Here is a 21,167-nt window from a genome sequence, read left to right on the forward strand (position 1 = left end):
ACGACGATGATTGAATGGATTATCCGGCGCTCTGTCGCCAACCGTTTCCTGGTCATGATGGGGGCCCTGTTTCTCAGCATCTGGGGCACATGGACGATTATTAACACGCCTGTCGATGCCTTGCCTGACCTGTCAGATGTGCAGGTCATTATCAAAACCAGCTATCCCGGCCAGGCCCCGCAGATTGTAGAAAACCAGGTCACCTATCCACTTACCACCACCATGCTGTCCGTGCCTGGCGCAAAAACCGTGCGTGGTTTTTCACAGTTCGGTGATTCGTATGTGTATGTCATTTTTGAAGACGGCACCGATCTGTACTGGGCCCGTTCCCGCGTGCTGGAGTACCTGAACCAGGTACAGGGAAAACTGCCCGCCGGTGTGAGTTCTGAAATCGGTCCGGACGCCACGGGGGTGGGCTGGATATTTGAATATGCCCTTGTCGATCGCAGCGGAAAACACGACCTTTCAGAACTGCGTTCTCTGCAGGACTGGTTCCTGAAATTTGAGCTGAAAACCATCCCGAACGTGGCTGAGGTCGCTTCGGTTGGCGGCGTGGTGAAACAGTACCAGATTCAGGTCAATCCGGTAAAATTGTCTCAGTATGGTATCAGCCTGCCCGAAGTGAAACAGGCCCTTGAATCGTCTAACCAGGAGGCCGGTGGCTCATCCGTTGAAATGGCCGAAGCTGAGTATATGGTCCGTGCCAGCGGTTATCTTCAGAGCATTGATGATTTTAATAACATCGTCCTGAAAACAGGCGAGAACGGCGTGCCGGTTTATCTGCGGGATGTTGCCCGCGTGCAGACCGGGCCTGAAATGCGGCGTGGTATTGCCGAGCTGAACGGCCAGGGCGAAGTCGCTGGCGGCGTGGTGATCCTGCGGTCGGGTAAAAATGCACGCGACGTTATCACGGCAGTGAGGGATAAACTTGAGACGCTGAAGGCCAGCCTGCCGGAAGGCGTTGAAATCGTGACCACCTACGATCGCAGCCAGCTCATCGACCGGGCGATTGATAACCTCAGTTCCAAACTTCTGGAAGAGTTTATCGTGGTGGCCATCGTCTGTGCCCTGTTCCTGTGGCACGTACGTTCTGCCCTGGTGGCGATTATCTCTCTGCCGCTTGGTCTGTGTATCGCCTTTATCGTCATGCACTTCCAGGGACTGAACGCCAATATCATGTCGCTGGGAGGGATAGCGATTGCCGTCGGTGCGATGGTGGATGCCGCCATTGTGATGATTGAGAATGCGCATAAGCGGCTTGAGGAGTGGGATCATCAGCATCCGGGTGAGCAGATTGACAACGCCACCCGCTGGAAGGTGATTACCGATGCCTCCGTTGAAGTGGGACCCGCACTGTTTATCAGCCTGCTGATCATCACCCTGTCCTTTATTCCTATCTTTACCCTGGAAGGTCAGGAAGGACGTCTGTTTGGCCCGCTGGCATTCACGAAAACGTACTCCATGGCGGGCGCGGCCGCGCTGGCCATCATCGTCATTCCGATTCTGATGGGATTCTGGATCCGGGGGAAAATTCCTGCAGAGACCAGTAACCCCCTGAACCGGGTACTGATCAAAGCGTATCATCCATTGCTGTTGCGGGTTCTCCACTGGCCAAAAACAACCCTGCTGGTTGCGGCCTTGTCCATTTTCACCGTTATCTGGCCGCTGAGCCAGGTGGGCGGTGAGTTTCTGCCGAAGATTAACGAGGGCGACCTGTTGTATATGCCGTCGACCCTGCCGGGTGTCTCTCCGGCTGAAGCTGCAGCGCTCCTGCAGACGACGGACAAGTTAATCAAAAGCGTTCCTGAAGTGGCCTCTGTATTTGGCAAGACCGGTAAAGCAGAGACCGCCACGGATTCCGCACCGCTCGAAATGGTTGAAACCACGATCCAGCTCAAACCTGAGGATCAGTGGCGTCCAGGCATGACGATTGACAAGATTATTGAAGAACTCGACAGGACCGTCCGTTTACCGGGGCTGGCAAACCTCTGGGTGCCGCCAATCCGTAACCGTATTGATATGCTCTCAACCGGGATCAAAAGCCCGATAGGTATCAAGGTGTCCGGAACGGTTCTGTCCGATATCGATGCAACGGCGCAGAGTATCGAAGCGGTCGCCAAAACCGTACCCGGCGTAGTGTCTGCTCTCGCAGAGCGACTGGAAGGCGGGCGCTACATTGATGTGGATATCAACCGGGAAAAAGCCTCCCGCTACGGAATGACGGTGGGCGATGTGCAGCTGTTCATCTCATCAGCCATCGGCGGCGCGACGGTAGGGGAAACGGTTGAAGGCGTGGCCCGGTACCCGATTAATATCCGCTATCCGCAGGATTACCGGAACAGCCCGCAGGCCCTGAAACAGATGCCGATCCTGACCCCGATGAAGCAGCAGATCACGCTGGGCGATGTTGCGGATATTAAGGTCGTTTCCGGGCCGACTATGCTGAAAACGGAAAATGCCCGTCCAGCCAGCTGGATTTACATTGACGCGCGCGGCAGGGATATGGTGTCGGTGGTTAATGACATTAAAACGGCGATCAGTCAGAAAGTGAAACTGAGACCGGGTACCAGCGTGTCATTCTCCGGACAGTTTGAACTGCTTGAGCATGCCAACAAGAAACTGAAGCTGATGGTGCCGATGACGGTGATGATCATCTTCATCCTGTTGTATCTGGCATTCCGCCGGGTTGATGAAGCCCTGCTGATCCTGATGAGCCTGCCGTTCGCCCTGGTTGGCGGGATATGGTTCCTGTACTGGCAGGGCTTCCATATGTCTGTCGCAACCGGAACGGGGTTTATCGCTCTGGCCGGGGTGGCAGCAGAGTTTGGCGTGGTCATGCTGATGTATCTGCGTCATGCCATTGAAGCGCACCCGGAATTGTCCCGTAAAGAGACGTTCACACCGGAAGGCCTTGATGAAGCCCTCTATCATGGTGCCGTACTGCGTGTCCGGCCGAAAGCCATGACCGTGGCGGTGATCATTGCGGGTCTGCTGCCAATACTCTGGGGAACCGGTGCAGGTTCAGAAGTCATGAGCCGTATCGCGGCACCCATGATTGGTGGGATGATCACGGCTCCGCTGCTGTCCCTGTTCATTATTCCTGCCGCCTACAAATTAATCTGGCTGCGCAGACATAAAAAAAGCGTGTCCTGAACCTGAAAGGGCACCCCCTGTGGGTGTCCTTCTTTACTGATTCACCCTGACGTCAGGGTTTAAATCGATAATATACAGAGGTGAGTATGAAAAAAGTGGTTCTGATGGCGCTGGCTCTCGGCCTTTCACTGCCCGCGATGGCGAGTGAAAAAGTGATTGATATGTACAAATCTGAAAACTGTGGCTGTTGTTCCCTGTGGGGCAAAGCGATGGAAAAAGACGGGTTTGAAGTACGAACTCACGTCATGAATGATCAGGCGCTGTCAGCCCTGAAAGAAAAGCATGCTATTCCTGCAGGACTGCGAAGTTGTCATACCGCGGTTGCCGGTAATTTGATCATTGAAGGCCATGTGCCTGCGACAACGATACATAAGGCAATGCAGTCTGGTTCAGGTATATACGGTCTCGCCACCCCCGGTATGCCAGCAGGAAGTCCTGGAATGGAGATGGGAGCCCGAAAAGAGGCTTACGATGTTATCGCATTCTCACCGGATGGAAGTAAAAAAGTCTTCCAGCGAATCGAATAGTCAGCGGAACGGCTGATAACGGGACGCCGGTAGCAGGCACTCCTGTGCCGGCGATATTCGTGGTAATCGCATCCATGACATACCCTGAAGACAGAAGATGCTTCGGTATGCATAAGGAGAGTTACTGTGAAAAATGACAATGCAGTGCAACACAACAACCAGACTGCTTCTGAGCAGACATTATCCCCGGACGAGGGCCACGTATTGCATAAGGTGAGAGATCCCGTGTGCGGGATGGCCATCCTGCCCGACAGGGCGCACAGCAGCATTCGATACCAGGACCATCAACTTTATTTCTGCTCCGCCAGCTGTGAGAGTAAATTTAAAGCCCATCCCGATCGTTATCTTACCGAAGATGCCAGTGAACATTCCCATCACCATCACCACGATCATCACGAAGTCAGCCCTGATCAGATAAAACAGCCTCACCACCAGGCGGAAAAAGAGAATTCTGAAGGTGTGTGGACATGTCCGATGCACCCGGAGATACGCCGCAGTGGTCCCGGAAGCTGTCCTGTCTGTGGAATGGCACTGGAGCCGCTCGTAGCTACGGCATCCACGGGGCCGAGTGATGAACTTCACGACATGACAAGACGCTTCTGGCTGGGGTTGTTGCTGGCGTTTCCGGTTCTGGTACTCGAAATGGGATCTCATCTGTTTCCCGAGTTGAGGAATACAGTACCGCCACAGTACAACACATGGCTGCAGCTGCTTCTGGCCTCCCCTGTCGTGTTGTGGTGTGGCTGGCCATTCTTCGCCCGGGCCGGAATGTCGTTACGTAACCGCTCCCTGAATATGTTTACCCTTGTTGCAATGGGGACCGGCGTAGCCTGGGTTTACAGCGTCATTGCAACCGTCTTCCCCTCCTGGTTTCCTGCATCGTTCAGAAACATGGATGGCCTGGTGGCCGTTTATTTTGAAGCCGCAGCAGTTATTACGGTGCTTGTTCTGCTGGGACAGGTTCTTGAGCTGCGGGCACGGGAACAAACCTCAGGCGCCATTACTGCGCTTCTGAACCTTGCCCCCAAAACCGCCAGACGGCTGGATCATGACGGTCATGAAACGGATATTAATGCGGAAGATGTCCTGCCTGGCGATAAGCTCCGCATCAGACCTGGAGAGAGTATTCCGGTCGACGGTATCGTGATCGAAGGCAAAACAACCGTTGATGAATCGATGGTGACCGGGGAATCTATGCCGGTTACCAAAACGGAGGGTGACCCTGTCATCGGGGGGACCATTAATCAGACAGGGAGTCTCATCATCCGTGCAGAGAAAGTCGGTGATGAAACAATGCTCTCACGAATTGTTCAGATGGTCGCTGATGCACAGCGTTCGCGTGCCCCCATCCAGAGAATGGCTGACAGCGTTTCAGGCTGGTTTGTTCCTCTGGTGATACTTATCGCGGTTGTTGCTTTCGTGATCTGGTCTGTCTGGGGGCCCGAGCCCAGGATGGCGCACGGTCTCATTGCGGCTGTGTCGGTCCTGATTATTGCCTGTCCCTGCGCGCTGGGGCTGGCCACGCCGATGTCGATAATGGTGGGGGTGGGCAAAGGAGCCCAGGCCGGGGTGTTAATCAGGAATGCCGAAGCCCTTGAGCGTCTTGAAAAAGTGGACACGCTGGTTGTCGACAAAACAGGCACGCTCACGGAAGGTTCGCCTACGGTGACAGGGATTATCAGTCTCAATCCGGGTGGGGAAACATCTCTTTTGCGTGTAACAGCCGCAGTGGAAAAAGGCTCGCAGCATCCGCTGGGTATGGCAGTAGTTAAAGCAGCACAGGAAAAGGGGATCGCAATACCCGCAGTCACTCATTTCGATGCACCGTCGGGTAAAGGTGTCTCAGGCGATGTCGAAGGTCAACGGGTTGTTATTGGTAATGAACTGGCTATGCAGGAAAACAGTATAGTTATTGATAATCAAAAGGCCGTTGCGGATACGTTGCGGATGGAAGGCGCTACCGTTATCTATGTGGCCACAGACGGGGACCTTGCAGGCCTGATAGCTATCTCGGATCCCGTGAAAACAACCACGCCGGATGCGCTTAAAGCTTTGCGTCAGGCGGGGATCCGCATCGTTATGCTCACCGGGGATAACCAGCTTACTGCTGAAGCAGTCGCACGGAAACTGGGAATAGATGAGGTTGAAGCCGGAATTCTGCCGGATGGCAAAAAAGCAGTGATAACCCGACTGAAAGAGTCTGGCCATGTGGTTGCGATGGCCGGAGACGGTGTGAATGATGCCCCGGCGCTGGCAGCGGCTGACGTGGGTATAGCCATGGGAACGGGTACAGATGTGGCAATTGAAAGTGCCGGAGTCACCCTTCTCAAAGGCGACTTGATGATACTGAACAGGGCCCGTCATCTGTCAGAGATCACCATGAAAAATATCCGTCAGAATCTGTTTTTTGCATTTATCTACAACGCACTTGGCGTGCCTGTGGCTGCAGGTCTGCTTTATCCTGTGTATGGAATACTGCTGTCGCCAGTTATTGCGGCGGCGGCCATGGCTCTTTCCTCCGTCAGCGTCATTGTGAATGCGTTGCGTCTGAAAAGTGTCAGGCTCGGGAAATAACACTGAGTGAAGGGTCAGTTACGAACAGAAGGAGTCCAGTATGAAAAGTACCACCTATGCGCTTATTGCTGTCGCCGCGATCGCGGCATTTGCCCTCCTGCGCGAACACTGGTCACATGTGGCAGGTTACTGGCCATATCTGTTATTGCTGGTCTGCCCGCTAATGCATCTTTTCCACGGCCACGGAGGGCATGGAGATCATCAACATCACGGAAGTGAAAACGATAAAAAAAATTAATCCGGCAGACGGGGCCGCGTCGCGGTCCCGTTATCAGTCCAGGTATCGTTCGTAGTCTCTGGCATGCGCAAAGGCATGCTGTTCGAGTTTGTTATCAGCGGGTGCCGCTGCCCGGAACGCCAGAGAGTTAACAGGGTTGTTATTGATGACCAGCTCGTAATGCAGATGAGGACCGGATGAACGTCCGCTGTTACCGGATAACGCAATAGCACCTCCCCGTGTAACCCTGGCCCCTTTAGTAACGAGTATTTTATTGAGGTGGAGATAGCGAGTTTTAACACCGGCTTTTCCCGTTACTTCAACAAAATATCCCATGGTACTGTTGTATTCGGCCCGGGTGATTTTTCCGTCGATGACGCTGACTATTTTCGTGTTCATGGGCATGGAATAATCAATGCCATTATGGGGACTCACTTTTCCCGATACCGGGTTAAGTCTTGCAGGATTGAAAGGCGAACTGAGTCTTGCTGTGGCCGGTAACGGATAATCGAGACTGCCTTTCCCGGAAGTATCGGAAAGGTTATAGAACTTTTTATCTGATATACGATACGCCGTGTAATTAAATGAACCGGACGTAAATTTATAGGCCACGACACGTGATTTTCCCGCTTTCTTTTGCAGTACGAGTTTTAATGATTCATTTTTTTTCAAATGCCGCAGATTAAACCGGGAAGGCAAGGAGCGCTGAAGAGTAGCGATCTCGTTCGATTCCAGCCCCGAGCGGGTGGCTGAAAGGTAGGCATTTTCTTTTACGACATCGGTAGAATACATTTACTGGAATTCGCCGTTAGCATGAACACTGCGGCGTATGCTAGGGGTTTTCAGGAGGCGTGTCATCTGTCAGTTAATCGGGAGCACCGTTGATGGTCGTCATTTTTGTAACATATCTTGTTTCCCGTTTGCTCCTGAAGCTCTGGGAACTGTATGACCAGCCCGACGGTGATGATTAACGGGACTGAAACAGGTTACGGCAGAGCAATATGGGGCTCATGTCCTGCTACGTAACCCGTCAGTAAAGCCCTGCTGCGCACCTGACGCTAAGCACTAACCCGCCTGCAGTTACCTGGTCGAATACAGCCCGCGAAGCTTTCTTGCCTGCGTCTGATGTGCTTCCGCACCGGCATTATTGACCTGCTCATGCACGAGAGCGGCTTTTTCTCCGGCATTCAGTTCGTTAAAAGAAGAAGACGAGGTCTTTGAATTTGCATCACTGCCGGACAGCATTTTTTTATGTTCCTCAATCATTTTCTGATGCGCATAGGACGCGCTGTTGTTCATAAATGAATGAGCAACAATGGCCCTTTCATGTTCATTCATTTCAGAGAATGAGGGCGTGTTGTTTTTATTAACCCTGTCCGGTAAGTTTTCATGCGTCGAGGAATTCACATGACTGACGGCTGAGGCATTATTAACAAATCGATGTGCTTCATGGGCAATATCACTGGACTGAGCAAAAGCTGCCCCACAAAATAAAGCTGTAAACGCAGTGGTCGTGATTAATATATTCATGTGTAATTACCTTCTGAGGTAAATAAAAGATATCCTTATGATCATATATAAAAATAATCAACCTGTGGGGAAGATGACGTAAATGTAATACAGCTATGTACATTACACGATTGTAATGAATTTGTTTCTTAAGGTGTGCTAGATTCATTTCATTGTAAGTGGATGAACCAGTAATTTAATTTAAATCGGTTCTCGAATTCTGTCAGTAACCATACTTTAAATAAGGGAATGCGCATGCTGTTGAAAACGTCTCGACGAACTTTCCTGAAGGGGTTAACCCTCTCTGGCGTAGCCGGAAGTCTTGGCGTATGGAGTTTCAATGCGCGTTCCAGTCTGAGCCTGCCAGTTGCCGCATCCCTGCAGGGTACTCAGTTTGACCTGACCATTGGTGAAACGGCCGTCAATATCACGGGCAGTGAGCGTCAGGCCAAAACAATCAATGGAGGCCTGCCGGGGCCCGTTCTTCGCTGGAAAGAAGGTGACACCATTACCCTGAAGGTCAAAAACCGTCTTAATGAACAGACGTCCATTCACTGGCACGGCATTATTCTTCCGGCCAATATGGATGGTGTTCCGGGGCTGAGTTTTATGGGCATAGAGCCTGATGATACCTACGTTTACACCTTTAAGGTTAAGCAGAACGGGACTTACTGGTACCACAGCCATTCCGGTCTGCAGGAACAGGAGGGGGTATACGGTGCCATTATCATCGATGCCGGGGAGCCAGAACCGTTTACTTACGATCGTGAGCATGTGGTCATGTTGTCTGACTGGACCGATGAAAATCCTCACAGCCTGCTGAAAAAATTAAAAAAACAGTCGGATTACTACAATTTCAATAAACCAACCGTTGGCTCTTTTTTCCGCGACGTGAATACCAGGGGGCTGTCAGCCACCATTGCCGATCGGAAAATGTGGGCTGAAATGAAAATGAATCCGACTGACCTCGCGGATGTCAGTGGCTACACCTACACCTATCTCATGAACGGGCAGGCCCCGCTGAAAAACTGGACCGGACTGTTCCGTCCCGGTGAAAAGATACGCTTACGGTTTATCAACGGCTCGGCAATGACCTATTTCGATATCCGTATCCCCGGGCTGAAAATGACGGTCGTGGCTGCAGATGGCCAGTATGTAAACCCGGTTACTGTTGACGAATTCAGGATTGCCGTTGCCGAAACCTATGATGTCATTGTGGAGCCTCAGGGTGAGGCCTATACCATCTTCGCACAATCCATGGACAGGACCGGTTACGCTCGAGGGACACTGGCCACGAGAGAGGGGTTAAGTGCTGCCGTTCCCCCCCTCGATCCCCGTCCTCTGTTGACCATGGAAGATATGGGTATGGGGGGAATGGGACATGATATGGCAGGAATGGACCACAGCCAGATGGGAGGCATGGATAACAGCGGAGAGATGATGTCTATGGACGGTGCTGACCTTCCGGATAGCGGGACATCCTCCGCGCCCATGGATCACAGCAGCATGGCCGGTATGGATCATTCCCGGATGGCCGGAATGCCGGGTATGCAAAGTCATCCTGCGTCAGAAACGGATAACCCACTGGTTGATATGCAGGCGATGAGCGTCTCTCCGAAATTAAATGATCCGGGTATTGGTCTTCGAAATAACGGAAGAAAGGTTCTCACGTACGCGGATTTGAAAAGCCGCTTTGAGGATCCTGACGGACGTGAACCTGGCCGTACCATAGAACTGCATTTAACCGGCCACATGGAAAAGTTTGCCTGGTCATTTAACGGAATCAAGTTTTCAGATGCCGCACCGGTGCTGCTGAAATACGGTGAGCGGCTCAGGATCACGCTGATCAACGATACCATGATGACTCACCCCATTCACCTGCATGGTATGTGGAGCGATCTGGAAGATGAAAACGGTAATTTCATGGTTCGTAAACACACAATAGATGTTCCCCCTGGTACAAAACGCAGTTACAGAGTGACAGCAGATGCGCTTGGCCGCTGGGCGTATCACTGCCATTTGCTCTATCACATGGAAATGGGAATGTTTCGTGAAGTCCGGGTGGAGGAATGATGCGAATGAAGAGAAATTTGAAGGCCATACCTGTTCTGGTCGCCGGTTTGTTTACCTCACAGCTTTCTATTGCGGCGGGCTCCGTCTCTGCAGATCCCCACGCCGGGCACGACATGTCTGCCATGCAGATGCCAGCAGATGAGAATTTCACTGAGATGACGTCAATGGAGCCCATTGTAACTGAGAGCAGAACGCCAATTCCGCCTGTTACCGATGCCGACCGGAAGGCTGCATTCGGCAATTTACAGGGGCATGCGATTCACGACAGTGCGATTAATTATCTGGTTCTGCTGGATCAACTGGAATGGCAACGGTCGGATAACACCAACAATTTCAGCTGGAGTGTTAACAGCTGGATTGGAGGCGACACAGATCGGATTTGGCTAAAGAGTGAAGGTGAACGAAGCAATGGGGAAACGGAGGCGGCTGAAGCGCAGTTACTCTGGGGACATGCGGTTGGCCCATGGTGGGATTTGGTTGCGGGTGTCAGGCAGGATTTCAGACCTGCTTCTGCCCGGACCTGGGCTGCTGTCGGTTTTCAGGGGCTGGCACTCTATAATTTTGAGTCTGAAATTACGGGTTTTGTCAGTAATGGCGGAAAAGCAGCCCTTCGTCTGGGAGGAGAATACGACGTTTTACTGACTAACCGGCTCATACTCCAGCCATCCTATGAGGTGAATTTCTACAGTCAGGATGATGAATCGCGGGGTCGCGGCAGGGGACTGACTGACACAGAGCTGGGGCTCCGGCTGCGCTATGAAATACGCCGTGAGTTTGCACCCTATATAGGCGTTTCCTGGAATCAACTTTACGGGAAAACATCCGATATGGCGAAAAGAGAAGGTGAGAAAGACCATCAGGTAGTATTCCTGGCGGGAGCCAGAATCTGGTTTTAACGCACTGATATAAAACACTCAACTAAACAGGTAAATAAAATGTCGATTTTAAATAAAGCCATTCTTACAGGTGGCCTCGTTATGGGCGTTGCTTTCTCTGCTATGGCCCATCCGGAATTAAAAAGCTCTGTGCCACAGGCTGATTCAGCCGTAGCGGCCCCGGAAAAGATTCAGCTTAATTTCTCGGAAAATCTGACCGTGAAATTCTCAGGTGCAAAATTAACGATGACGGGTATGAAAGGCATGTCATCACATTCTCCGATGCCGGTCGCGGCAAAAGTGGCGCCAGGCGCTGACCCTAAATCGATGGTCATTATTCCGCGAGAGCCTTTACCCGCTGGCACTTATCGTGTTGACTGGCGCGCGGTTTCTTCAGATACGCACCCTATTACCGGTAATTACACCTTTACAGTGAAGTAATATTATGAACGACCTGATTATGATTGTTATTCGTTTTCTTCTTTATCTGGATTTGATGGTAATATTTGGATTGCCATTTTTTCAGATATATGGAATAAGCGGTGTCAGACATGAAACCTATAACCTGACTAATTTCAGGTCGTTTATAACTTTTGCTGTTGTTACAGGCATCATTCTTACTGGCATTAATATGCTCCTGGTATCTAATGCCATGAGTGGAGTAACTGACCTCAGAGAATTATCCATCCATGTTATCGAGATGGTGATAGAAGAAACTGATGTGGGTATTAGCTGGATTGTCAGGCTCTGTGCCCTGTTTACCACACTCGGTGCTTTGTTCCTTTACACTAATAAGAGAGTATTGTCCTGCCTGCTGATGACGATGAGTGGGGGCGTGGCGCTGGCTACACTTGCCTGGGGAGGACACGCCGTTATGCATGACGGTCTGCATTACTATCTCCATTTACTGAGCGATCTGACCCATCTCGGCGCTGCAGGTGCCTGGACAGGTGCTCTGGTTGCATTTGCTATCCTGCTGATGCGCAGAAACGAGCATAATGCACAGAGCGTCATTGTGATATCTGACTCCCTGGCAAAATTTGCCACGGCAGGAACGGTGATTGTTGTAGCCCTGATCCTGAGTGCGCTGGTCAACTATCTGTATATTGCTGAGGGTAACTTAACTCCCTTATTCAACAGTTCCTGGGGGAGGATATTGCTTGCCAAGACGGCTCTGTTTGTTCTGATGCTTCTTCTGGCTGCAGCAAACCGGTTTCACCTGGGTCCCCGGCTTGAAGTTATGGTCAGGGAAGGGAATTATGATCGCAGCGTTGCCCTGATGCGAAACAGCATCCTGACAGAATTCGTTGTTGCGATTATCATTCTGGGCGCCGTAGCGTGGCTCGGAATGCTTGCTCCGTCTCAGGTCAGCTAGGGGACAGCCAAAGCTCATGCGTGAGATTTTTACTTTCATATCAGCGAGTTGACCATGCAGCGTATTTTAATCGTTGAAGACGAACAAAAAACAGGTCGTTACCTGCAGCAGGGACTGGTTGAGGAAGGCTATCAGGCCGATCTCTTTAATAATGGCCGCGATGGTCTCGGGGCCGCGTCGAAGGGACAGTATGATTTGATAATACTGGACGTGATGCTGCCTTTCCTCGACGGGTGGCAAATCATCAGCGCACTGAGGGAGTCCGGGCACGAAGAACCGGTCCTGTTTTTAACCGCAAAGGACAACGTGCGGGACAAAGTGAAAGGACTGGAGCTTGGCGCAGATGACTACCTGATTAAGCCCTTTGATTTTACGGAGCTGGTTGCACGTGTAAGAACCCTACTGCGCCGGGCACGCTCGCAGGCCGCAACAGTCTGCACCATCGCCGATATGACCGTTGATATGGTGCGCCGGACCGTGATCCGTTCGGGGAAGAAGATCCATCTCACCGGTAAAGAATACGTTCTGCTTGAGTTGCTGCTGCAACGCACCGGAGAAGTGTTACCCAGGAGTCTTATCTCGTCCCTGGTCTGGAACATGAATTTTGACAGTGATACGAATGTGATTGATGTCGCCGTGAGACGTCTGAGAAGTAAAATTGATGATGACTTTGAGCCAAAACTGATCCATACCGTTCGCGGTGCCGGATATGTCCTGGAGATCAGAGAAGAGTGAGGTTCAAAATTTCCCTGACCACACGCCTGAGCCTGATTTTTTCTGCGGTGATGCTTACGGTATGGTGGTTATCAAGTTTTATCCTGATTAGCACCCTTAATGGCTATTTCGATAATCAGGACCGCGATTTTCTGACAGGTAAACTTCAGCTCACCGAAGAGTTTCTTAAAACAGAGACGTTCAGGAACAAAACGGATATTAAGTCATTATCAGAAAAAATAAACGATGCGATGGTGGGGCACAATGGCTTATTCATTTCTATAAAAAACATGGAAAATGAAAAAATTGTTGAACTCTATGCCAAAAATTCTGTTGTTCCAGCGGTCCTGCTTAATAAGTCGGGTGATATTCTCGACTATATGATCCAGACGGAAGAAAATAACACCGTGTACCGCAGTATCTCGCGGCGGGTTGCCGTGACGCCGGAACAGGGTAAAAGCAAACATGTCATCATTACGGTTGCCACGGATACTGGGTATCACACCCTGTTTATGGACAAACTCAGTACCTGGCTGTTCTGGTTCAATATCGGTCTGGTCTTTATTTCTGTTTTTCTGGGCTGGCTGACCACACGTATTGGTCTGAAACCGCTACGGGAAATGACCAGTCTGGCTTCCTCCATGACCGTACACAGCCTGGATCAGCGTCTAAATCCCGATCTGGCTCCGCCGGAAATCTCTGAGACCATGCAGGAGTTCAATAATATGTTTGATCGCCTGGAGGGGGCATTCCGGAAACTGTCAGATTTCTCGTCTGACATCGCGCATGAGCTGCGCACACCAGTCAGTAATCTGATGATGCAGACGCAGTTTGCACTGGCTAAGGAAAGGGATGTTTCGCATTACCGCGAAATTTTATTCGCTAACCTGGAAGAACTGAAAAGGTTGTCACGAATGACCAGTGACATGCTTTTTCTGGCACGTTCAGAGCATGGTCTGCTGCGGCTGGATAAACATGATGTGGATCTGGCAGCCGAACTGAATGAATTACGTGAGTTGTTCGAGCCCCTGGCAGACGAAACAGGAAAGACAATCACGGTTGAAGGAGAGGGCGTTGTTGCCGGAGACAGCGATATGCTCCGACGTGCTTTCAGTAACCTGCTTTCCAATGCAATCAAGTATTCTCCCGATAACACCTGTACAGCGATACACCTTGAGCGTGACAGTGACTGTGTGAACGTGATGATTACGAATACGATGTCCGGCCAGGTTCCCGCTAATCTGGAACGTTTGTTTGACCGGTTCTATCGCGCAGACTCATCAAGGTTCTACAACACGGAAGGCGCGGGGCTGGGATTATCAATTACAAGGTCGATCATTCATGCTCACGGCGGCGAGCTGTCAGCAGAACAGCAGGGGCGTGAAATTGTGTTCAAAGTGCGCCTGTTAATGGATTAATCCCGTTGTTCAGGAGAAACCTGGAAGGTGACAAAATTGTCATCATTCAGTCACGCGATAAACAGAGGCGGTTTTTTATAATTATTCATAAATCAGGAGCAGCGTGATAACACAATCACCTGGTTCCTGGAGTGATGATTAACCCGCCCTGAGATCAACTGCTTTCTCTGTTATAAGCCATTGATTGTTTGGGTATGTAAACACCGGAGACCCAACCATGAAAAAGATTCTCGTATCATTTGTTGCCATTATGGCTGCCGCTTCATCTGCCATGGCTGCAGAGACAATGAACATGCATGACCAGGTAAATAATGCACAGGCACCTGCCCACCAGATGCAGTCATCTGCTGAAAAAAGTGCAATTCAGGGAGACAGCATGACAATGATGGATATGAGCAGTCACGATCAGGCCGCAATGTCCCATGACATGATGCAAAACAGCAATTCTGCTGCCCACCAGGACATGGCTGAAATGCATAAAAAAATGATGAAAGCTAAACCCGGAGCTACCAACGAAACAGCAAAGTCATTTTCTGAAATGAGCGAGCATGAGAAGGCCGCAGCTGTACATGAGAAGGCGAATAATGGTCAGTCTTCCGTTGTTCACCAGCAGCAGGCTGATAAGCATCGCAGTCAGATCACCCAGAATTAACCCGCAGCTCCACTTGTTAGACCCTCATTTGACGCCGAAGTCACTGGCTTACGCTCCCGTCCGGGAGCGTTTTTTTTCCCATATATCAAACTTTAACTCTGAAGAGGTGGAAGTATCTGACCAACACTGTCACGTAACGCCAGATAACTACAAAAACACCTTTTTCCTCCTGTAAATTGCAGTTCCTGCAAGAACATCAAGGCATAATGTTGGAACAGCGTGTGATACACACTTAGCATCATGTTTTGTATGTGTTTTTTTAAAACTTTACAACTTTAAAGTCTTTTTCAGGTTAAAGGATACAACTTTAATGTCTCTACACAGCCGAAAAGAACGTTTAAACTTTTACTTTTCAGAGTGATGTGCCCAGGGCACCACTCTTTTTCTCTGCTGGCATATGCCAGTCTGCATGGTTTTTGTGTTTTGCCTCTACAAAAGGGTTGTGTATGTCTGCTGCTCATCTCGGTTTCCCGACGGAAACCGTTGTTGTCTTTGTGGTGATGGCTGTCGGGGCGATGTTTATCGACCTCTTCATGCACCGTCACGATAAGCCTGTCTCGCTGAAAAGTGCCGCGATGTGGTCCGTTTTCTGGTTCTCGATGGCGATGGCGTTTGCCGGGTTCCTGTATGTTCACCACGGTGCCGAGATGGCGAGCCTGTTCCTCACCGGCTACGCGCTGGAAGAGGTGCTCTCGGTCGATAACCTGTTTGTGATGATGGCGATTTTTGCCTGGTTCGGCGTGCCGGATAAGTACCGTCACCGCGTACTCTACTGGGGTGTGCTGGGGGCGATTGTCTTCCGCGGTATCTTCGTGGCCATTGGGACCAGCCTGCTGAGTCTGGGGCCGTACGTGGAGGTTATTTTTGCGCTGGTCGTTGGCTGGACGGCGGTGATGATGCTCAGGCGCAACGAAGAGAGCGACGAGGTTGAAGATTACTCCGGACACCTGGCCTATCGCCTGGTGAAACGCTTCTATCCTGTCTGGCCGAAAATCAGCAGCCACGCCTTTATTCTGACCCAGAAAGAGGTGGATGCGGAGCTGGAAAAACCAGAAAACCAGGACGTAATGGTTGGGCGCGTCAAAAAAGCGAAACGTTACGCGACGCCATTATTACTATGCGTGGCGGTCGTGGAGCTGTCTGATGTGATGTTCGCGTTTGACTCCGTACCGGCCATTATCGCCGTCAGCCGCGAGCCGCTGATTATCTACAGCGCCATGATGTTTGCCATCCTCGGCCTGCGTACGCTCTATTTCGTACTGGAAGCGCTGAAGCAGTATCTGGTTCACCTGGAGAAGGCGGTGGTCCTGCTGCTGTTCTTCGTGGCGTTCAAGCTCGGGTTGAATGCAACAGATCACTTCTGGCATCACGGCTACAGCATTGGCGCGACGACCAGTCTCTTCGTGGTATTAGGCGTGCTGGCGCTGGGGATTATTGCGAGCGTAATGTTCCCGGGGAAACGTGAGGCCTGATGCAACGCTCTTCTCCCTCTCCCTGTGGGAGAGGGCCGGGGTGAGGGCACCAGACCGCACCTAACCCTTAATCGGTGAGTTGCGGCGCTTGCGCGGTGGGTGGAAGTGCCGCCAGTGTGGATCCTGCGCTGCGGCCAGCAGTTCGTGGTCGCCACGGGTATCCCCCCAGGCGCGCAGGTGGTACTCGTTCAGATTGCCATACACCTTTTCCAGTCTGGCGACTTTCTGGGCGCAGCGGCAGTTGTTGCCGGTAATGCGCCCGGTCAGCTTACCGTCTTTCACTTCCAGTTGTGTGCCAATCAGCTTGATGCCAAGCTTGTCAGCCCACGGCTGGAGCACCAGTGCCGGAGAGGCGGAACAGATGGTCACTTCCGCGCCAGAGTTCACCTCCGCCGCCACCGCCAGCACCCCCTCGGGGCGCATCAGCTTGTCCCAGTATTTTTCGCAAAACGCTTCCGCCTGCTGACGTAACCAGTGTTCATCCACCCCTGTCAGGAACGTTTTGATCAGCACCTCTTTTAGCTCATCACGCGTTAGCTTGCGGCGTACGCAGTGGAGCGTCGGCAATGCCATACGCACCAGTCGTCCCGCGAAGTAACGTTTCCCGAAGGCAAAACGCAGGAAAGGGATGAAGCTATCGTGGTGTGTTAACGTTCCATCAAAGTCGAAGACAGAGAGCACGTTAGATTTGGCCACGGTCTCGTCGGCAATCATATTGGTCATAAATACGTCTTAGCTGAAATACACATTCTGCTCGTTAGTTTACCTGCTTTGGCGCCACAGTCCTTAAACCTCACGCTTTTTTTCTCATTCTTGCGGCCTGAGCCACTCAGATAATGTCATCCACCACGCCACCGTCGACGCGCAACGCCGCGCCAGACGTGGCGGAGGCCTGCGCTGAGCAGACATAGACCACCATATTGGCGACCTCTTCAACCGTGGCCGCTCGCTGGATCACCGAGCTGGGGCGGTTGGCCATCACAAACTCTTTTGCCAGCTGTTCCAGCGACTTACCGGTCTTCTCGATCTCGTCTTTCATCATCTCTGCGAATCCGTCAGACATCGTCGGCCCCGGCAATACGCTGTTGACCGTCACGCCGCTACCCGCCACGAACTTCGCCAGCCCGCGTGCCAGCGAGAGCTGTGCCGTTTTGGTCACGCCGTAGTGGATCATGTCCGCCGGGATATTGCAGGCCGACTCGGAGGAGATAAATACCACGCGGCCCCAGCCTTTCTTCACCATGCCGGGAAGCAGTGCGCGGGAGAGACGCACGCCGGACATTACGTTGGTCTGCCAGTAACGTTCCCAGGTGTCATCGTCGGTGGCATAGAAATCCTGCGGCCCGTAAATCCCGGCATTGTTGACCAGAATGTCCACGTTATTCGCCACCTTCAGCAGCGACTCGACCCCTTCCGGCGTGCTGAGATCGGCTATCGCGGCACGCACCTGCACGCCCGGCACCACCTGCTGCAGCTGCTGAATACCTTTATTCACCGACTCGGTACTGCGGCCATTGACGATCACTTCCGCACCGCTTTCTGCCAGCCCTCTGGCAATGGCGAAGCCAATTCCACCCGTTGAGGCGGTGACCAGCGCCACTTTCCCCGTAAAATCGATTTTCATCATCTGCTCCTTATCGTTTTAACGTTCGGACCTTAAAGCGTAGCAGGTGACGATGACGGCTCCTGGCTAAAAAGGCGCAATAGCGACTCAACCTGTTCGTCCAGCGGGCTAAGCGAGCGCTTCACAATCAGGTGAAGCGGCGTGGCTCGCCGCACGCCATGGCTGAGCGGCAGCATCTTCAGTACCCCTTGTTCCAGCTGAGTCTGAATGCGCTCCTCCGGCAGCCAGCCGTAACCCACCTGCGACATCACCGCCTCAATGGCCGCGTCAATGGTGGAAAAGGTCCACGAGCCACTGGCGGAGTGCGCCGCGGTCTGGTTGTCCGCAATTTTAATCAGCGGCCACGGGCGGAGCATGTCGTCGTTCAGCGGCGCGTCGAGCTGAAAGAGCGGATGCTGGTGATGGGCTACGGCAACAAAGTCGATATTCATCAGCCATTCGCCAAGCCCGGTCATATCCTGGCGGCGGGTTAAGACCATCACATCGGCTTCATCATTGATGGCATCGGCGCGGGTATTTTCCAGCACTTCGGTGAGACGGACCTGAGTCTGCGGATACTGCTGCTGGAACTGACGCAGGATGGCGAACAGACGACGGCGGGGAAAGATATTGTCCACCACCAGATCCAGCCGCGTGCGCATTCCGTTACGCAGGGTAAGCGCGCGTGTCTCAACGTACGCGAAGGCTTTCAGCAGCGGTTTGACCTGGTTGAGCAGCAGTTCCCCGGCAGGGGTCAACACCGCCCGACGGCCTTCCTGCACCAGAAGCGCCACCCCCAGCCGTTCCTGCAGTAGCGCCAGGTTATAGCTGACGGAAGACTGGCTGCGGTGCGTCTCTTCCGCGGCTCTGGCAAAACTGCCCGCATCCACCACCTTCTCCAGCAAGGACCATTGTTCGAGCGTCGTCTTGTGCATAATCAATCTAAAATTTGGATGAATTTGATTCAAACATAGCGTTATTCATTCATTTTTTGAAGGGGTAGGATCGTCTCATCAAAACAAAGGAGACATTATATGAGCACCTTCGACAAACACGACTTAAGCGGCTTCATCGGCAAACATCTGGTTTATACCTACGATAATGGCTGGAACTACGAGATTTATATCAAAAATGAAAACACCATCGACTACCGTATTCACAGCGGCCTGGTGGGGAATCGTTGGGTAAAAGATCAGCAGGTGTATGTTGTTCGCGTAGGTGAGAGTATTTATAAAATTTCCTGGACTGAACCCACCGGCACCGACGTTAGCCTGATTGTGAACCTTGGGGACAAACTGTTCCATGGCACTATCTTCTTCCCGCGTTGGGTCATGAACAACCCGGAAAAAACCGTCTGCTTCCAGAACGATCACATTCCACTGATGAACAGCTATCGCGATGCAGGTCCGGCCTATCCAACAGAAGTGATTGATGAATTTGCCACCATTACCTTCGTGCGCGACTGTGGGGCCAACGATGACAGCGTAATTGCGTGTGCGGCCAGTGAATTGCCCGCTGACTTCCCAAATAATTTAAAATAAGCGCGACAATTAACTAAAAAGAAAAGTTCCCGGTTATTTCTGTTTTTAAAGAAATAACCGGGATTTTTTTTGTTTGTTGAGCTTTGGTTTAAACGTTACATTTTGAAAAAATTGAGTGCTGTCACAAAATAAATAATTCATAATTTTATATCTTTATGTTTTTAAAGATATTTATATTCATGTGAAAACATTTTAATTCCCTCTCTTAATTTTTCCCTAAGAAATGAGCGCTACCTTGATATGAGTTTATGAACCGTTGAAATAAACGGTCCGCTAATTGGTTAATATCAAAAGCATGCCATTCTTATTGCAAGGAAATTAATGATGAGTGATTTTTTGCCTTTTTCCCGCCCCTCAATGGGTAATGAGGAAATCGCGGCGTTGCAGGAGGTATTAACCTCTGGCTGGATCACGACCGGGCCGAAAAATCAGGCGCTTGAAGAGGCATTTTGTCAGCTGACCGGGAATCACCACGCCATTGCCGTCAGTTCGGCAACGGCCGGGATGCACGTCACCCTGATGGCGCTGGGTATTGGCCCTGGCGATGACGTCATCACCCCCTCCCTGACCTGGGTCTCCACGCTGAATATGATCGTTCTGTTGGGGGCAAACCCGGTGATGATCGATGTGGACAAAGATACCCTGATGGTCACCCCGGACGCGGTAGACGCCGCGATTACGCCGCGTACCAAAGCGATTATCCCGGTGCATTACGCCGGTGCGCCGTGTGATATCGATGCTATCCGCGCGGTGGGGGAGCGTCACGGTATTCCGGTGATCGAAGATGCGGCACACGCCGCGGGCACGTACTACAAAGACCGTCACGTGGGCTGGCAGGGCACGGCAATTTTCTCCTTCCACGCCATTAAAAACATGACCTGCGCCGAGGGCGGTCTGGTGGTGACGGATGACGAACAGCTGGCACAAAAAATCCGCAGCCTGAAATTCCACGGTCTGGGCGTCGATGCCTATGACCGCCAGACCCACGGCCGCGCGCCGCAGGCCGAAGTGATCGCGCCCGGCTTTAAATACAACCTCGCGGATATCAACGCCGCGCTGGCGCTGGTGCAGTTGGGCAAACTGAAACAGGCCAATAAACGCCGTCAGGACATCGCCGAACGCTACCTGCGCGAGCTGGCCGACACGCCGTTCCAGCCGCTCACTATTCCATCATGGCCGCATGTGCACGCCTGGCACCTGTTTATTATTCGCGTGGATGAAGCCCGCTGCGGGATCTCCCGCGATAACCTGATGGCGGCCCTGAAGGAGAAGGGCATCGGTACTGGCCTGCATTTCCGCGCGGCACACACCCAAAAATACTACCGCGAGCGTTTTCCTGATGTATCGCTCCCGCATTCTGAATGGAACAGCGCGCGTATTTGTTCTCTCCCACTTTTCCCGGACATGACTCATGACGACACAACCCGCGTCATTACCGCGCTCCATCAGCTTGCAGGACATTGA

General features: G+C 51.8%; 19 protein-coding genes. 14 read left to right on the plus strand and 5 right to left on the minus strand.

The window, feature by feature from the left end:
• Window positions 1–6 precede the first annotated feature (6 nt).
• The 4 genes from silA (at window position 7) to PUZ33_RS08585 (ending at window position 6,492) form a co-directional block, all read left to right on the plus strand.
• Complete coding sequence (gene silA, locus PUZ33_RS08570; RefSeq protein ID WP_000574029.1) at window positions 7–3,153, plus strand: Cu(+)/Ag(+) efflux RND transporter permease subunit SilA; 3,147 nt, start codon at window positions 7–9, stop codon at window positions 3,151–3,153.
• 86 nt (window positions 3,154–3,239) lie between these two features.
• Window positions 3,240–3,680, plus strand: a complete 441-nt coding sequence (locus PUZ33_RS08575; RefSeq protein ID WP_000758228.1) for a DUF411 domain-containing protein — start codon at window positions 3,240–3,242, stop codon at window positions 3,678–3,680.
• 126 nt (window positions 3,681–3,806) lie between these two features.
• Window positions 3,807–6,254, plus strand: coding sequence for an Ag(+)-translocating P-type ATPase SilP (gene silP, locus PUZ33_RS08580; protein WP_001353604.1), 2,448 nt, complete (start codon window positions 3,807–3,809; stop codon window positions 6,252–6,254).
• A gap of 40 nt (window positions 6,255–6,294) precedes the next feature.
• A complete protein-coding gene (locus PUZ33_RS08585; protein ID WP_000843494.1) occupies window positions 6,295–6,492 on the plus strand; it encodes a DUF2933 domain-containing protein in 198 nt (65 codons plus the stop codon).
• Between the two features lie 33 nt (window positions 6,493–6,525).
• Here PUZ33_RS08585 and PUZ33_RS08590 read toward each other — a convergent pair whose 3' ends face one another.
• Both PUZ33_RS08590 and PUZ33_RS08595 read right to left on the minus strand, forming a co-directional pair.
• A complete protein-coding gene (locus PUZ33_RS08590) occupies window positions 6,526–7,263 on the minus strand; it encodes a peptidoglycan DD-metalloendopeptidase family protein (protein ID WP_000287501.1) in 738 nt (245 codons plus the stop codon).
• Window positions 7,264–7,551: 288 nt separating this feature from the next.
• The gene (locus PUZ33_RS08595; protein WP_001023257.1) at window positions 7,552–8,001 is read right to left on the minus strand and encodes a copper resistance protein; all 450 of its coding nucleotides are present in this window, start codon (window positions 7,999–8,001) and stop codon (window positions 7,552–7,554) included.
• A gap of 234 nt (window positions 8,002–8,235) precedes the next feature.
• On the opposite strand from PUZ33_RS08595, the gene pcoA reads away from it, so the two are divergent.
• The 8 genes from pcoA to PUZ33_RS08635 all read left to right on the plus strand — a co-directional run bounded on the left by pcoA (window position 8,236) and on the right by PUZ33_RS08635 (window position 16,559).
• Window positions 8,236–10,053, plus strand: a complete 1,818-nt coding sequence (gene pcoA / locus PUZ33_RS08600; RefSeq protein WP_000925240.1) for a multicopper oxidase PcoA — start codon at window positions 8,236–8,238, stop codon at window positions 10,051–10,053.
• 5 nt (window positions 10,054–10,058) lie between these two features.
• Window positions 10,059–10,949: a copper resistance outer membrane transporter PcoB gene (gene pcoB, locus PUZ33_RS08605; RefSeq protein ID WP_001378118.1), complete on the plus strand. Its 891-nt coding sequence runs from the start codon at window positions 10,059–10,061 to the stop codon at window positions 10,947–10,949.
• 39 nt (window positions 10,950–10,988) lie between these two features.
• Entirely contained in the window at window positions 10,989–11,369 is a 381-nt protein-coding gene (pcoC, locus tag PUZ33_RS08610) for a copper resistance system metallochaperone PcoC (RefSeq protein ID WP_000025662.1), read from the plus strand.
• A gap of 55 nt (window positions 11,370–11,424) precedes the next feature.
• Window positions 11,425–12,303, plus strand: coding sequence for a copper resistance inner membrane protein PcoD (gene pcoD / locus PUZ33_RS08615; RefSeq protein WP_229692861.1), 879 nt, complete (start codon window positions 11,425–11,427; stop codon window positions 12,301–12,303).
• A 54-nt stretch (window positions 12,304–12,357) separates the two neighbouring features.
• The gene (gene pcoR / locus PUZ33_RS08620) at window positions 12,358–13,038 is read left to right on the plus strand and encodes a copper response regulator transcription factor PcoR (RefSeq protein WP_001188930.1); all 681 of its coding nucleotides are present in this window, start codon (window positions 12,358–12,360) and stop codon (window positions 13,036–13,038) included.
• Window positions 13,035–14,435: a copper resistance membrane spanning protein PcoS gene (gene pcoS / locus PUZ33_RS08625; protein WP_001211180.1), complete on the plus strand. Its 1,401-nt coding sequence runs from the start codon at window positions 13,035–13,037 to the stop codon at window positions 14,433–14,435. The genes pcoR and pcoS overlap by 4 nt, the downstream gene beginning before the upstream one ends.
• A 217-nt stretch (window positions 14,436–14,652) precedes the next feature.
• Window positions 14,653–15,087, plus strand: a complete 435-nt coding sequence (pcoE, locus tag PUZ33_RS08630) for a copper resistance system metallochaperone PcoE (protein WP_000723069.1) — start codon at window positions 14,653–14,655, stop codon at window positions 15,085–15,087.
• A 446-nt stretch (window positions 15,088–15,533) separates the two neighbouring features.
• On the plus strand, window positions 15,534–16,559 hold the full coding sequence (locus tag PUZ33_RS08635; RefSeq protein WP_014833633.1) for a TerC/Alx family metal homeostasis membrane protein: 1,026 nt from the start codon (window positions 15,534–15,536) through the stop codon (window positions 16,557–16,559).
• A 60-nt stretch (window positions 16,560–16,619) separates the two neighbouring features.
• Here the strand turns inward: PUZ33_RS08635 and PUZ33_RS08640 are convergent, their stop codons facing one another.
• The 3 genes from PUZ33_RS08640 to PUZ33_RS08650 form a co-directional block, all read right to left on the minus strand.
• Window positions 16,620–17,282: an HAD family hydrolase gene (locus tag PUZ33_RS08640; RefSeq protein WP_072203581.1), complete on the minus strand. Its 663-nt coding sequence runs from the start codon at window positions 17,280–17,282 to the stop codon at window positions 16,620–16,622.
• Between the two features lie 106 nt (window positions 17,283–17,388).
• On the minus strand, window positions 17,389–18,183 hold the full coding sequence (locus tag PUZ33_RS08645) for an SDR family NAD(P)-dependent oxidoreductase (RefSeq protein ID WP_020687718.1): 795 nt from the start codon (window positions 18,181–18,183) through the stop codon (window positions 17,389–17,391).
• 32 nt (window positions 18,184–18,215) lie between these two features.
• On the minus strand, window positions 18,216–19,097 hold the full coding sequence (locus PUZ33_RS08650; protein WP_029883624.1) for a LysR family transcriptional regulator: 882 nt from the start codon (window positions 19,095–19,097) through the stop codon (window positions 18,216–18,218).
• A gap of 99 nt (window positions 19,098–19,196) precedes the next feature.
• Here PUZ33_RS08650 and PUZ33_RS08655 point away from each other — a divergent pair, with 99 nt between their 5' ends.
• Window positions 19,197–19,703, plus strand: coding sequence for a phenolic acid decarboxylase (locus PUZ33_RS08655; protein WP_029883623.1), 507 nt, complete (start codon window positions 19,197–19,199; stop codon window positions 19,701–19,703).
• A gap of 324 nt (window positions 19,704–20,027) precedes the next feature.
• Window positions 20,028–21,167 (plus strand): UDP-4-amino-4-deoxy-L-arabinose aminotransferase, encoded by a 1,140-nt coding sequence (arnB, locus tag PUZ33_RS08660; RefSeq protein ID WP_058650531.1) that lies wholly within the window; start codon window positions 20,028–20,030, stop codon window positions 21,165–21,167.

This window comes from Enterobacter cloacae complex sp. 2022EL-00981 (assembly GCF_028737495.1).
Lineage (GTDB): Bacteria > Pseudomonadota > Gammaproteobacteria > Enterobacterales > Enterobacteriaceae > Enterobacter > Enterobacter cloacae.